This is a genomic window from Cupriavidus sp. WGlv3, assembly GCF_023952475.1.
Lineage (GTDB): Bacteria > Pseudomonadota > Gammaproteobacteria > Burkholderiales > Burkholderiaceae > Cupriavidus > Cupriavidus phytorum.
On the sequence record NZ_JALHRX010000004.1, the window covers coordinates 182,128 to 195,614 of the forward strand.

At 69.5% G+C, this 13,487-nt stretch carries 12 protein-coding genes; 8 read left to right on the plus strand and 4 right to left on the minus strand.

Translation table 11 applies throughout. The features are described from left to right. Positions 1 to 153 precede the first annotated feature (153 nt). The 7 genes from MKD38_RS09775 to MKD38_RS09805 all read left to right on the plus strand — a co-directional run bounded on the left by MKD38_RS09775 (position 154) and on the right by MKD38_RS09805 (position 9,076). Positions 154 to 1,410, plus strand: coding sequence for a hypothetical protein (locus MKD38_RS09775; RefSeq protein ID WP_252676303.1), 1,257 nt, complete (start codon positions 154 to 156; stop codon positions 1,408 to 1,410). A 345-nt stretch (positions 1,411 to 1,755) separates the two neighbouring features. After that, positions 1,756 to 2,706 (plus strand): hypothetical protein, encoded by a 951-nt coding sequence (locus MKD38_RS09780; protein WP_252676305.1) that lies wholly within the window; start codon positions 1,756 to 1,758, stop codon positions 2,704 to 2,706. A gap of 51 nt (positions 2,707 to 2,757) precedes the next feature. After that, the gene (locus MKD38_RS09785) at positions 2,758 to 4,152 is read left to right on the plus strand and encodes a hypothetical protein (protein WP_252676307.1); all 1,395 of its coding nucleotides are present in this window, start codon (positions 2,758 to 2,760) and stop codon (positions 4,150 to 4,152) included. A 19-nt stretch (positions 4,153 to 4,171) separates the two neighbouring features. Further along, positions 4,172 to 6,247 (plus strand): 8-amino-7-oxononanoate synthase, encoded by a 2,076-nt coding sequence (locus MKD38_RS09790; protein WP_252676309.1) that lies wholly within the window; start codon positions 4,172 to 4,174, stop codon positions 6,245 to 6,247. A gap of 60 nt (positions 6,248 to 6,307) precedes the next feature. Beyond that, entirely contained in the window at positions 6,308 to 7,447 is a 1,140-nt protein-coding gene (locus MKD38_RS09795; RefSeq protein WP_252676311.1) for an aminotransferase class I/II-fold pyridoxal phosphate-dependent enzyme, read from the plus strand. After that, positions 7,425 to 8,246, plus strand: coding sequence for a hypothetical protein (locus MKD38_RS09800; protein WP_252676313.1), 822 nt, complete (start codon positions 7,425 to 7,427; stop codon positions 8,244 to 8,246). Before MKD38_RS09795 ends, MKD38_RS09800 begins: the two co-directional genes overlap by 23 nt. After that, positions 8,243 to 9,076, plus strand: a complete 834-nt coding sequence (locus tag MKD38_RS09805) for an amidohydrolase family protein (protein ID WP_252676315.1) — start codon at positions 8,243 to 8,245, stop codon at positions 9,074 to 9,076. The genes MKD38_RS09800 and MKD38_RS09805 overlap by 4 nt, the downstream gene beginning before the upstream one ends. Here the strand turns inward: MKD38_RS09805 and MKD38_RS09810 are convergent. Together MKD38_RS09810 and MKD38_RS09815 are read right to left on the minus strand one after the other, a co-directional pair. Further along, on the minus strand, positions 9,021 to 10,379 hold the full coding sequence (locus MKD38_RS09810) for a sigma 54-interacting transcriptional regulator (protein ID WP_252676317.1): 1,359 nt from the start codon (positions 10,377 to 10,379) through the stop codon (positions 9,021 to 9,023). The two genes, MKD38_RS09805 and MKD38_RS09810, sit on opposite strands and share 56 nt — an antisense overlap. A 383-nt stretch (positions 10,380 to 10,762) precedes the next feature. Beyond that, a complete protein-coding gene (locus MKD38_RS09815) occupies positions 10,763 to 11,647 on the minus strand; it encodes a LysR family transcriptional regulator (protein ID WP_252676320.1) in 885 nt (294 codons plus the stop codon). Positions 11,648 to 11,777: 130 nt separating this feature from the next. On the opposite strand from MKD38_RS09815, the gene argC reads away from it, so the two are divergent. After that, positions 11,778 to 12,707: an N-acetyl-gamma-glutamyl-phosphate reductase gene (gene argC, locus MKD38_RS09820; RefSeq protein WP_252676322.1), complete on the plus strand. Its 930-nt coding sequence runs from the start codon at positions 11,778 to 11,780 to the stop codon at positions 12,705 to 12,707. 47 nt (positions 12,708 to 12,754) lie between these two features. Here the strand turns inward: argC and MKD38_RS09825 are convergent, their stop codons facing one another. Together MKD38_RS09825 and MKD38_RS09830 are read right to left on the minus strand one after the other, a co-directional pair. Continuing rightward, a complete protein-coding gene (locus tag MKD38_RS09825; protein ID WP_252676324.1) occupies positions 12,755 to 13,114 on the minus strand; it encodes a hypothetical protein in 360 nt (119 codons plus the stop codon). A gap of 2 nt (positions 13,115 to 13,116) precedes the next feature. After that, entirely contained in the window at positions 13,117 to 13,464 is a 348-nt protein-coding gene (locus MKD38_RS09830; RefSeq protein WP_252676326.1) for a helix-turn-helix domain-containing protein, read from the minus strand. Between the last annotated feature and the right edge of the window lie 23 nt (positions 13,465 to 13,487).

Here is a 13,487-nt window from a genome sequence, read left to right on the forward strand (position 1 = left end):
AGGGCCACCAGTGCGCAAAGGCATCGCATCGATCTGGTGGGTCATCCTTCGAGCCGATTTTCCATTCCATTCCCGCCAACTAGATTGGGTTCATCGATGGCGCCTTCGCAGCCGTCGACCTTTACGACCGCAGAGTCCGAGGAAGGGGAGCCCATGAAAAACGCCCACATCAAGCTGGCCGCCGTGCCATTCGCCTGCCTTGTCATCACGCTCGCCGGCTGCGGCGGTGGCGGAGGGGGCGAATCGGCCTCTACCAGCGCCACCGCCAGCCCGGGGACTTCGCCAGGCACATCGCCCGCCAACCCCGCACCTGCCGCGCCGTCGTCGCCCGCTCCGGCCGCGGCGACCACCAGTGCCATGCTGTCCGGCACCACCGATCCCGGGCCCGAGATCGGCAAGGACGGGGACTATTACCTGAACACCGTGACGTGGATGATGTTCGGGCCCAAGGCCAATGGCGTGTGGCCCGCAGGGGTTTCGCTGGCGGGTCCCGGCGGCAATACCGGTGCGGCGGGGAGCACCATCCTGTCCGGCTCGGTCGATCCGACCGACAGCGTCGGCAACAACGGCGATTACTACATCAACACCTCGACCTCGACGCTGTTCGGCCCCAAGGCCAACGGCACGTGGCCGGCGGGCGTGCCGCTCGGCAGCGCCACCGGCACGCCGCCACCCAGCGGCGGCACGGTGCTGTCGGGAACCGGCGCGCCGGCGAACAGCCTCGGCAACAACGGCGACTACTACCTCGACACCAGCACCTGGACGCTGTACGGGCCAAAGGCTGACGGTGTCTGGCCGGCCGGCGTCTCGCTGGTCAGCCAGCCAGGCGGCAGCGGTGGCACGGGCGGTACCGGTGGCACCACGGTCGGCAATGGCGGCCATGTCCTGTACGGCAGCGGCGCACCGACCGACGACATCGGCGTGGACGGCGACTTCTATTTCGATACCACCACGTGGACGATGTACGGGCCCAAGCAGGGCGGCAAGTGGCCAACGACGGGTGTGACCATGGCAAACGGCACCGTCTACAACGGCAACTTCAACGTGCCGGATACGCTCAGCCGCGGCCGCTATGCCATGACCGGCGCCGGCGGGGCGGTAGCGTTGCCGTCGGACTTCGGGGTCGTGATTCCCTACGATTGCACGCGCGTCACGCTCACGGCGAGCACGCTGGGCAAGGTGCAGGGCACGCTCGACATCTCGGTGCACAAGGTGACCGGTTCCGGGGCTTCGGTCGTGCTCGCACAGGTCAGCGACCTGAGCTGCAAGATCACCAATGGCCTGCAGAACTGCAGCAAGGAGGCGCTGGCCGGGACGGTCACCCATGGCGACAAGCTGCAGGTACAGGTCGACAACAACCAGGCTACCGACTGGGGTGGCCTTGCCGTGAACCTCGCCTGCATCAAGTAGGCGGGACCGGCGGCGGGGGCATGGTCTCCCGCCGCCATCTTCTGCGCAGACAGCAGACGGCGTGAAGCCGGCGAAGGCGTGGGGCAGGTCACGCCGCACCCGACGGGAGGATCGCGCCCATCCTGCATTCCGGGCTGCGCCCGGGCAGCGAAGCCTGCTTCGCCTGATCCCGCACCCCAGGCCGGCCCCGCGCGAAGCGCGGTTCGCCGCCGGCCGCCGGGGACTTTCCCAATATCTCGCCTTTTCAGGGACTTAGACGTTCTGTGCGCGCTGGCACGCCGCCTGCACAAGGAGGGCACGCGAGTTCCGCTGCGGCTCGCCAACCTAACCTGAAAGGAGCTGCAAATGCACGATATCGGGACTTCCAGGCCGGGCGGTTGGGGCACCGGCTACAACGAGCTCGAACAGGAGCTGGCCTCGGAGCTGATGGAGGCGGGCGAGCTGGGCCAGGAACTCGGCGGCATGGCGACCGAGTTCGAAGGCGAATTCGAGGGCGAGGGGGAATTCGAGAACGAGTTCGAGCAAGAGGTCTCCGGCGAGATGCAGGAGATGGAACTGGCGGCGGAGCTGCTGGCCGTCAACAGCGAACAGGAAATGGAGCAGTTCCTGGGCGGCCTGGTGCGTTCGGTGGGACGTGCCGCCAGCAGTTTTGCCAGGTCGTCGGCGGGCAAGGCGCTGGGCGGCATCCTGCGTTCGGCGGCCAAGGCGGCGCTGCCGGTGGTGGGCAGCGCGCTCGGCAACCTGGTGGTGCCCGGCGCGGGCGGCGCGATCGGCGGCAAGCTGGCCAGCATGGCCGGCAGCGCGCTCGGCCTCGAGCTCGAGGGCCTGAGCAACGAGGACCGCGAGTTCGAGGTGGCGCGCCGCGTGGTGCGCATCGGCCAGCAGGCAACCCGCAACCTGCTGACCATGCCGCGCAACGTGCCGCCGTCGCGCGCCGCGCGCGCGGCGTTCCTGCAGGCCGCGCGCCAGGTCGCGCCGGGCCTGCTGCCCGCCATGCGCACGATTTCGCAGAACGGCGTGGCGGCGGCGCGGCAGATGGGCACGGCGCCGATCTTCGGGCCGGCGGCCAACGGCGCTGCCGGGGCGCAGCCGGTGGCCAGCCTGGCCGCGGCGGTGCGCGCTCCGTATGCGGGCTATGCCAACGGTGGTACGGCGCCGTGCCCGTCATGCGGCAACGGGGTGGCCGCGCAAGGCGGCCTGGGCGCGGCGGCGCTGCCGATGGGCGGGCAGTGGCGGCGCTCGCGCAACGGGCGCGCGCTGATCCTGTACCTGGCACCGCCACGGCCGATGTTCTGAACATCCACCGTCTGCTTTCGACATTCGCGATTCCACTCCGAGGCCGCCGTCATGAACGCTTGCGCCAACGCCCTGCGGTTGCTGGAACAGGAGGTGCTCGGCATCCGCGCCCGCCTGGACGCGCAGCTGCCCTACGCGCTGCAGATGCCGATGGTCCCCGCCGCCAATATCAGCGACGAAGCCATGGGCGCCATCGAGCGCCATATGCAGGCGGCGCGGCACCAGCTGCGCCGGCGCATCGGGCGCTTCCTTGGCGCGCTGCGCGCCGCGCGGCCCGAGCCCGCCGCGGTGGCGCGCGCACAGCGGCGCTACGCCATGCTCAAGCTGTATTTCCATGCCGCACTGACGCATTTCGAGATCTTTGCCGAAGTGCTGACGCAACGCAGCCAGCATGGCACCGGCGTCTGGCTGGCGGGGCTGGATGTGGCCGCGCGCGACGGGCTGCGGCAGCCCGGCGTGGTCATCGACCTGCCGCAGGTGATCTGTTATGTCGAGCGCGGCCATGGCGGCGCGATCCGGCGGGCGCGCACGCGCCTGCCTGGTGGCGGCGCCAATCCGGTGGCGGTGATCCGCATGCCGCGCGAGCGCATGGTCGGCACCGGCCTGGCGGCGTCACTGTTCCACGAGGTGGGGCACCAGGCGGCGGCGCTGCTGGACCTGGCCAATGCGTACCGCCGTGCCGCCGCAGGCGACGGCCAGCGGCGGCTGCGGCTGGTGTCCGGCGGCGCCGGGGCAACACCTGGCGGGATACCTGCAGCGACGGCGCCGCCGCAAGTCTGGCGCGCCTGGGAGCGCTGGATCAGCGAGATCGTCGCCGACCTGTGGGCGGTGTCGCGGGTGGGCATTACCGCCACCTGCGGGCTGATGAGCGTGGTCAGCCTGCCGCGCGCCTTCGTGCTGCGTATCAACCTGGACGACCCGCACCCGGCGCCGTGGATCCGCGTGAAGCTGTCGGTGGCGATGGGCCGGGCGTTGTATCCGCACCCGCAATGGGATGCGCTAGAGCAGGTGTGGGAACGGCTCTATCCGCGCTGGCAGATGAGCGCCGCGCAACGGCGCGCGTTCGCGCAGCTGGACCAGTCGATCCCGGCGTTCGTGGCCAGGCTGCTCGCGTTGCGCGCGCCGCGGCTGGGCGGGCGCACGCTGGGCCAGGCGCTGCGGCTGCCCGGCCGCGATCCCGCCAACCTGTTGCGGCTGTGGCGCCTGGTGCGGTCGCGCCCGCACCAGTACCTGGCCGATACCCCGACGCTGGCGTTCGCGGTGCTCGGGCAGGCCCGCTACAGCGGCCTGCTCGCGCCCGACGTCGAGTTGCGCACCATCTCGGCCTTGCTGCAGCGCTGGGCACTGGCCGGCTATCTGCCCTGGAGCGCCGGCAGCGCGCAGCTGAGCGAGGCGCTCAACCAGCGACGGCAGCCGCTGCGCATGCCAGTCGCGGCCTACGCGTGATTTGCTGAAGGAGAACGTGATGAACACGAACACGGAGTCGGGTCGCGTGGAGTACGCGCTGGTGCCGACAGGCAATACCGACGGTGACTGGCACTATGACTTCACCAGGCTGACCGAAGGCCACAAATACCTGAAGCTGGCGGTCTACGCCCGCGAAGGCGAGCCGCGCGAGATGGAGCAGCTGCGTCTCAAGCCTGGCAGCGAAACCAGGCTGGAGATCCGCGTCGGGCCCTCGGACGCCTGGGGCCAAAAGGAAGAGGGGCTGCCCGCGGCGCTCGGCGAGGTGGCGCACACCATGCGCAAGCTGGCGGCGCTGGGCATTCCGGACGAGATGCTGTTCGCCGCCGCGGCCAAGCTGGGCGGCCGGCGCGAGGTCACCGTGACGGGCCGGCTGAAGGCACCGCCGCATCCTGACGCCGGTGACGATGCCGAACCGCAAGGCGACGATACCAGCGCCGCCGGGTTCGACCCGATCGGGGCGCGGTCCGGCCCGGTGGGAGCAAAGGACTACCGCGAGCCGGCAATCAGCCTCAAGCGCACCTCGCGCGACCTGACGGCGGACTGGGCGCTGTGGCTGCTGATCAAGCGCAACGCCGACATGCTGAGCTGGGACAACTACGCACGCCAGGTGGACCTGCTGTTCTTCGGCACCAGCCCGCTGCCGGCGCGCCCGGGCGCACCCGGCGGCCCGGCGCTGTACGACGAAGCCGCGCGGCTGAGCCGGCGCCGCTTCCTGCCATTCTCGGATACCGATGCCTATCGCGCCCTGAAGGTGGCCACCGAGGCCTTCGTGGTGACGTGGGGCGCGGTGGTGCCGTCCGCGCGCGACAGCGGCACCATCGCCCGGCTGCTCAGGACCGACGTCGCCGCGATCCATCTGGCCAATGACCGGCTCGGGCTGAACCTGGAGCCGGCGCAGGTGGAGGAGATCGCCGGCCAGTATTTCGGCAAGGGCGCCTCGCCGACGCTGCCTTACCTGGAGCGCGTGGTGCAGGGCCTGCAGGGCACCGACGCGGGGCGCACCGTCGACGACATGCGCGAGTCGTTCGCGCGCTCCGGTGCGGCCGAACATCCCGCTTCGCATGCCGCAACACATCCCGCCGGCCATCTCGGCGAGCCGCTGTCGAGCTCGCGCGAACTGGTGCCGCGCGACGATGGCCCGTGCGGCGACGGCTGCCTGTGGCTGCAGCACTGGAACAACGACATCTCGGCCAAGCTGAGCGCGCCGCCGCTGATCGAACTGATCTGGAGCTACTGGATGGAGGAACTGCAGCTGGTGCAGACCATGAACGCCATCTCGCGCCGCTTCCAGAATCTGTCCGGCGGGCCCAGGGATCCGCTCAACCAGCTCGAGCTGGATCCGCTGCGGCCGGTGAGCAACATCATCTGGGGCTGGGTACAGGATGAGCAGCATCGCCTGCCGATCGAGCGGCGCGCGGCCGAATACCTGCACGAGTATGGCTTCCGCCTGTTCGGGCGCGCGGTGCCGCGCATCCAGCCGGCCGACAGCCGCAGCAAGTTCCTGGGCGCGTTCCATACGCTGCTGAACCTGTGCGTGCCGTTCTTCCGGCAGGCGGACGATACCACCGTGGTGCCGGATGGCTTCCCGTTGCTGAACGCACTGCGCGAGGTGCACCTGATCCTGTCGGAGGGCGCGCATAACCAGTTCGGCGACCTGCCGACCACCTCGCGCATCGAGATGATGATGCAGCAGTGGATCCTGGCGCGGCCGGAGTTCCGCGAGTTCCTGCCGCGGCGCTCGATGATCGCGTACCCGGAGCCGTGGATGCACTCGGTGGAAAGCATGCGCAAGCTGCAGGGTTGGGGCGATACCAATACCTACCAGTTCTGGCAGCTGGCCACCACCGGCGAACAGATCGTGTCGTCGATCCGCTGGAGCGACTGGAATTCGGTCACCGATCCGTCCAACGCGGCGAACTGGGCAGCGTATTTCCGCCCCGAGATCCAGACCTATATCCACTCGTACCGGGCCGTCACCGGCGTGGACATCGGCGCCGAGCCGGTCGACGTGCAGGTGCCGGGCATGCACCTGCTGCGCCGGCTGCAAGAGCACCGGGGTGCGCGGGTGGCCTGAGCGTGGCCCAGCGGGAACGGCAGGGATAGCCAGGACAGGGGAGAGGAGAGGCAGGCGGCCATGATCGATTTCACGTCGGTGCTCTACCTGGGCATGTCGCATCCCGCCGCGCAACTGGGCAGCTATGCAGCGCTCACGACCGGCACGCCTGCCGCGCTGGCGGTGTCGCCGCTGGCCGGCACGCTGGCGGCGCAGGCGGCGGCGCTGCAGGGTTGCGAGGCGGGCCTGGCCGGGCCGTCGACGCTGCACCTGTCGCTCGACCTGTTCGACCGGCTCGGGCGCACGCATGCGCTGGTGGCGGATGACACCCTCTATCCGGTGATGCGCTGGGGGCTCGAGCGGGTGCGCGGACTCGGCGCCCCGGTCACGCTGTTCCGCCATGCCGACCTGGCCGACCTGGCGCGGCGACTGCGCCAGGGCACCGGCACCCGTCCGCCCGCGGTGGTGACCGACGGCACGCGCCGTGAAGGCGCGCCGGTGGCGCTGCGCCGCTATCTCGCGCTGGTGCGCGAGCGTGGCGGCCTGGTGGTGGTCGACCACACGCAGCTGCTGGGCCTGGCCGGCGCGCAACCCGGCCCGGGACGACCATGGGGCAGCGGCGGTGGCGGGCTGCTGCGCTACGCCGGCCTGGGGCCCGCCGAGCCGGTGCTGCTGCTGGCATCGTGGGCCAAGGCCTTCGGCGCGCCGCTAGCCACGTTGTGCGGCCCCGCCGCGCTGGTGGGCGAGATCGCCCGCGACGGCCCGACCCAGGCTCATTGCAGCGCTGCCTCGCAGGCCGCGCTGCTGGCCGGCCTGAACGCGCTGGCACGCAACGGTTGCGATGGCGACGCGCTGCGGGCGGCGTTGCTCGAGCGCGTGCGGCGCCTGCGGCGGGGTTTGCGCTGGCTGGCGCAGCACCGCTTGCCGGACCTGCAAATCAGCGTGCCGCTGCACCCCATGCAGCAGTTGCGGCTGGGGTCTGCCGGGCGCACGAGCGCGCTGCACGCGGGGCTGCGCGCCGCGGGCTTCCGCACCGCGTTGCTGCGGCAGGCCGAAGGGCGCTGCGCGGTGGCGGTGGTGGTGCGTGCCAGCCATGCGCCGCAAGAGATTGACGGCCTGCTGGCGGCGCTTGCCGCGCTGGCGGGCCAGCCGGCCGCGCCGCGCGGGCGTGCGCCGCCGGCCTATCGGGAGAGCCTCCATGTTCAAGACTGCGGAAGGTGAAACACTGGAACTGGCGCCATGGCGCATGCGCCGGCTGCTGCGGCTGCTGGCGGAGGTGCGCCGCTACCCGGCCGGCACGCCGCCGCAGGCACTGCTGACCGACCTGCGCCAGTTGGTGGCCCGTGCACGGCGCATCGGCACGCCGTCGCGCCGCGGCACGGCGCGGTACGAGAGCCGGCTGGATAGCGGCGGCGCGCATGGCGGGGCTTGCTGCCGCGCCTGCCTGCTGGCCCGGCGCCAGGCGGGGCGCCTGTCGCTGGTGGGGCTCAGCCTGGACCGGTGGCGCGCGCCGGCAAGCCGGTACGAGATCGAGCCCACGCTTGCCGAACTGGTGTTCGAGTCCGAGCCCAAATCCGCCAACGTGACGCTGCAATGGCGGCGCTGGCCCAGCCTGGACGCCGCCGCGCGCGCCACGCGCGGTGGTGGCGTCTACCTGTTCCAGCGCGGCGCGACGCCAGTCTATGTCGGCACGGCAGCCAGCCTGCCAGCGCGGCTGGGCGTGCATGGCTGGTACCACGCACGCCAGGGCAGCGCGCGCGCCGGCGCCTCGTGCACTTGCGCGCCGCCGCTGACGGTATGGACGGCCAACGTGGCCAGCGCCGGCGAGCGCGCGGCGGTCGAGCACGCCATCGTGCGCACGCTTGCCAACAAGGGCTTCGCGCTGGCCAATGACAAGCTGCGCGGCACGGTCAACGTCGGCAGCGGCCTGTCGATCCGCAACCTGGTCCCGGCCGGCATCCTCGCCGCCGGCAATGACCTGAGCTACGGCCCCGGCCAGCGCTTCGAGCTGTCGCGATGATCGTCGATTTCCATGTCCATGCCGGACAGGGCGACGGCATGACGGGCCCGTGGGACACCACCGCGCCGCTGGCCGACTATGTCCGGCGCGCGCGGCAGGCCGGCATCGCGCATTCGGTGCTGTTGCCGGTGTTCCAGTCGGACTACGTGCGCGGCAACCGCGACGTGGCGGCGCTGGCACGCGTCGATCCCGCGCGCTTCACCGGCTTTGCCATGATCCACGCCGAACGCGACCGGCACCGCGTGCATCGCATGATCGAGGAAGCGGTACTGCGGCTCGGCCTGCGCGGCATCAAGGTGCACCGGCACGATGCCCCGATCCACCGGCAGGTCTGCGATGCCGCGCGCCGCTGGCGGCTGCCGGTGCTGTACGACCCCGGCGGCGAGACCGGCGCGCTGCGCCTGCTGGCACAGACCCATCCCGAAGTGGCGTTCGTGTTCGCGCACCTGGGCAGCTTTGCCGACGACTGGGCGGCGCAGCGGCAAGTGGTGGACCTGATCGCGCGCTATCCCAACCTGTTTGCCGATACCTCGGGCGTGCGGCGCTTCGACGTGCTGGAGGAAGCGTTCCGGCGAGCCGGCCCTGGCAAGCTGCTGTTCGGTTCCGACGGCCCGTGGCTGCACCCCGGCCTGGAGCTGGCCAAGCTGCGCGCCTTGCGTCCCACGCCGGAGGCATTCGCGCGCATGGCGGGCGGTAATGCGTTGCGGCTGCTGGCGCGGGTTGCGTTGCCGCCGCCAACGTCTCTCAGAAAAAATGCGCGCAGCGGCCAGTGCATCACGCCGACGGCGCGGGCCGCACTTGCCGCCGCAACTGCAGCGCCCGCGGCGTGACCTGCAGCAATTCCGCCGCGCGGCTGGTGCAGCCATGGCGGCTCTCGGCCACCTGCACCGCCATGGATTCGGCGATCTGGCCGATATGCTTCAGGCCGAGCCCGGCGTCGAGTGCGCCTTCGATGGCATGTCGCAGCGCTTCCGGCCAGGGGTTGACGATGTCCGCCGCAAGCTCGGTCCCCGGCACGGGGCCGTCGAGCCCGCCGGTGCTGATCACCTGGAAGCCGCGCTGGCGCTCGGCCAGGCGCGACACCACATTGCGCAGTTCGCGCACATTGCCCTGGTAGTCGCGCGTCGCCAGGTAATGCATGACCTCCGGCATCACGAGCGGCAGGCCCGGCCCGGTGCCGGCCAGGCTCTGCGCCAGGAAATGCCGCACCAGCAGCGGGATATCCTCGCGGCGCTCGGCCAGCGAGGGCGCGCGCACGGTCCACTGGGTAATGCGGAAATACAGGTCGCTGCGAAACCGGCCGGCCTGTACCTCCGCCTCGAGGTCGCGGTTGGTCGCGCACGTCAGCCGGAAATCCGACTTGCGCCAGGTGTCTTCGCCCACGCGCTTGTACATGCGTTCCTGGATCACGCGCAGCAGGCGCGCCTGCAACGGCAGCTGCAGCTCTCCCACTTCATCCAGGAACAACGTGCCGCCATCCGCCATCGCCACCGCACCGTCGCGTGCCGAGACGGCATGGGTGAAGGCGCCCTTGGCGTGGCCGAACAGCTCGCTGCCCGACAGCTCCGGGCTCAGCGTGGTGCAGTCCACCACCACGAACGGCGCGTGATGGCGCTCCGGATCGAGATCGTGGATCAGCCGCGCCAGCAATTCCTTGCCGCAGCCGCTTTCGCCCAGCAGCAGGCAGGTGCCGCGGCCATAGCGGCCCACCTGCGCCACCGCGCGCAAGGTGGCGCGCCATGCCGGCGAGTTGCCGACGGCGCGCTCGCGCAACCACTGCGCATCCAGCACGTCCTCGACCTCGGCCAGGCGGCGCAGCCGCGAGGCCAGTTCGGTGAGCAACGCGTCATGGTCCGGCGCGCAGACCAGGTCGCAGAGGGTGGTGGGCCACCATGCCTCGGGAATGCAATGGCAACGGGTGGCGGCGGTGCATCCGGCGATAAAGGCGTCGGCGCGCGGCTCGGCGCGCAGCCAGCGCTGCGCGGCCTCGGTGACACGATTGCCGTCGGCCACCACCAGTACCGCCAGCATGCCGCGGGCGTCCTCGTCCAGCAGCAGGTGGTCCGGTAGTCCATGCTCGTGCAAATCGCGCTCGAGCCTGGCACGATCGTCGTGATACAGCACTACGCGCATCTTGCCCCCGCACAAAGGGAGATCATCGGCAGCGGGGCTGCGGTGCGGGGCGCGCTATCCGCGCATGCCATGCGCCGCGGAGCTGCCGGCCTGGATCAGGCGGCGGGCTGGGGGTGTCGGTAGCGATGAGGCCGTCGGCGGCGTGACGCCGTGAACGCGTCGGAGAGGATAGTCAGGCCGGGGCAGTCCTGTGCATGCAACCAGTTGCCGGAGCGTCGCCTGCCTGCGAGGGAAACCTGAATTGGCCGCATGGAAGCCCCCCTTTGTTTTTTGTCTCAGAATACTAGTCAGCGGCGACGGGGCAGGCAATATGAACTTAATTTAAGACTGAGATGCTGCGGCGTTACTGGCGGGCGGAGAAGGGGGAGGACCGGCGTTCGTTCCTACGGCAAGCGCAAGTCCCACAACACATCCAGTACGTGTTGCGTGGAACGCTCGACGTACCCCGCACGATAGGCAATACCGAGCCGTCGCCACAACGCTGGCCGCAGCGGACGCATGACAATGCGACTGTCGGGCAATGGGGTGGTGGCCTCATGCGGCAACAGCGCTACACCATAACCTGCCGCTACCAGGCTCTTGATCGCATCGTTGTAGTTGAGCTGAATGCGCGGCGCGGGATGGTGCCCTGCGGCCGCGAACCACTCCGTAGTCAGGCGCGACAGGCGCGTGGTCGCGTCATTGAGAATGAGCGGTTGGGCGGCGAGCCATTCCGGCGTAACGCGGGCCGGACAGCGCCAGTGCGCCGGCACAAAGGCCATCACCGGGTCGCGGCGCCAGGGCTTTATCACCAGTCCGGCCACCGGAGGCTGAGGCAGCGCGACCACCCCGATATCCAGCGTTCCATCCACCAGCCGGGACAGGGTTTCTTCCGAAGTATGCACGGCAATCTGGATGTCGAGAGCGGGATGGTGCTCGCGCAGGACCTCCAGCGCTTGCGGCAGCAGGTGCGCGATCACGCCCGTGGACGCGCCGAGTCGCGCACGCCCTTCGAGCCCGTCTACCTGGCGTTGGATATCGTCCAGCGCCTGCTCCGCGTCCCCCAGCAGCCGGCGCGCGCGCTCCACCAGCACCGCGCCGATCGGCGTCGGCCCCACATGGCCGCGCTTGCGCAGCAGCAGCGGAGCCCCAATGCGGTCTTCGAGTTCGGCGATGTGGAGGCTGACCGTCGGCGGCGCCAGGTGCAAGGCGCGCGCCGCATCGGCAAAGGAACCACGGTCCGCAACGGCGACCAGGGTGCGCAAGCGGTCCAGGCTGATCTCTCGCATGACGAAGTTCGGATTCAGGAAAGATGAATGTTGTCGTTATGAAATTCAACTTTCCCTATTCTAGTCGCCCGCGCAACATAGGGGCTCGGTTTTACCTGTTCACCCCCACAGTCAGCGGAGTCATCCACCTATGAGCTCTCCCGTAGTTTTCATCGACGGCGACCAAGGCACCACCGGGCTGCAGATCCACGAGCGGCTGCGCCACCGGACCGACATCCGGCTATTCACCCTTGCCGCTACGGAGCGAAAGGATGCGCGGCGCCGCGCCGAGGCCATCAACGCCTGCGACATCGCCATCCTCTGCTTGCCGGACGCCGCCGCGCGCGAGGCAGTGGGCGCGATTGTCAATCCTGCCGTCCGGGTGATCGACGCCAGTTCCGCGCATCGCACACAGCCGGGCTGGACTTACGGTTTTCCGGAAATGGCGCCGGGGCAGGCCGAGCAGATTGCGAACGCATCTCGGGTCACCAATCCCGGTTGCTATCCGACCGGTGCCGTTGGCCTGCTGCGTCCGCTGGCACAGGCCGGGCTGATACCGGCCGCTTACCCGATCAGCATCCATGCGGTATCCGGCTACTCCGGACGCGGGCGTGCCGGCGTGGAGGAATATGAGGGGCCGGGAACTGCCAATGCGCCTGCATACCAGGTCTATGGCCTGCCACTCGCGCACAAGCACGCGCCCGAGATCCAGCAGCACGCCGGCCTTGCGCAGCGTCCCATTTTCGTCCCGGCGTACGGATCGTTCCGCCAGGGCATCGTGCTGACGGTGCCGCTGGCGTTGCGGCAGCTGGCACCTAGGGTGGATGGCGCGACGTTACACGACTGCCTTGCGCGGCATTATGCGGAGGCTACTCATGTACGGGTCTTGCCGCTGCATGAATCGGGCGCGCTGACACATCTGGATCCGCAAGCGCTGAACGGTACGAACGATATGCAGCTGGGCGTTTTTCACAATGCCGAAAACGGTCATGTGCTGCTGGCCGCGGTGTTCGACAACCTTGGTAAAGGGGCATCGGGGGCTGCGGTGCAGAACCTGGATTTGATGCTCGGGCGGCAGTAGTGGCGGATGGTGCCCGGCACGCCGCTCCTGCAAGCCAAAGTGTGGCGCTAATGGCGTCTAGCGACCGCAGCGTTAATCCGCGCTGCCTCGGCGCGCGCGTCGGGCACTCCGATCACCAGGCGGGCCCAGTCATGTCGGGCCAGTTCGATCACGATGGTCTGCAGCTTGCGCGAGGTGTAGACGAACTGCCTGTCGCCGCCTTTGATAAACGTGCCGGCGGCGATCAGGCCCGGGAAGTAGGTGCCTGGAAGGCGCAGGCCTAGCGCTCTGCCATCGAAGCCATTGTCTTCGGTAGCGCCGCGAACATGCGCAAGCGGCACGCGAAAGCCGCGGCGCAGCGACCAGATCGATTCCCATGGTGTCAGGTGGACAACGAGTTCGCGGTCGGTTAATTCGAGTCGAGGCATCGCTACTCCTTGTTGGGATCGTGGGTGGGCAGATGATCGAGCAGACGCGCGCCGAGCAGTTCGGCAGCATTCTCTCCATAGGTCTGCAAGGCGTCGCGGCAACGGGCGGCGATCGGCAGATCTGTTGGCGCGAGTTCGCGCAGGGCGGTGATGAGCAGGTCGAGCACGGCCGGGTCCCGATACCATTCGCCGACAAGGGCTCGCTCCAGTACCTTTTCGAATAAACCGCGCTTGGACCCAAATGCCTTGTACAGGCTGCCTCGCTGTAACGCCGTTGCCTCCACCAGGTTATCGACCGAGCAGGCGTTGTAGCCAATACGACCGAAAACCTCCGCCGCGCGGGCGATCACAACGTCTTCGTCGAACGTCCTTG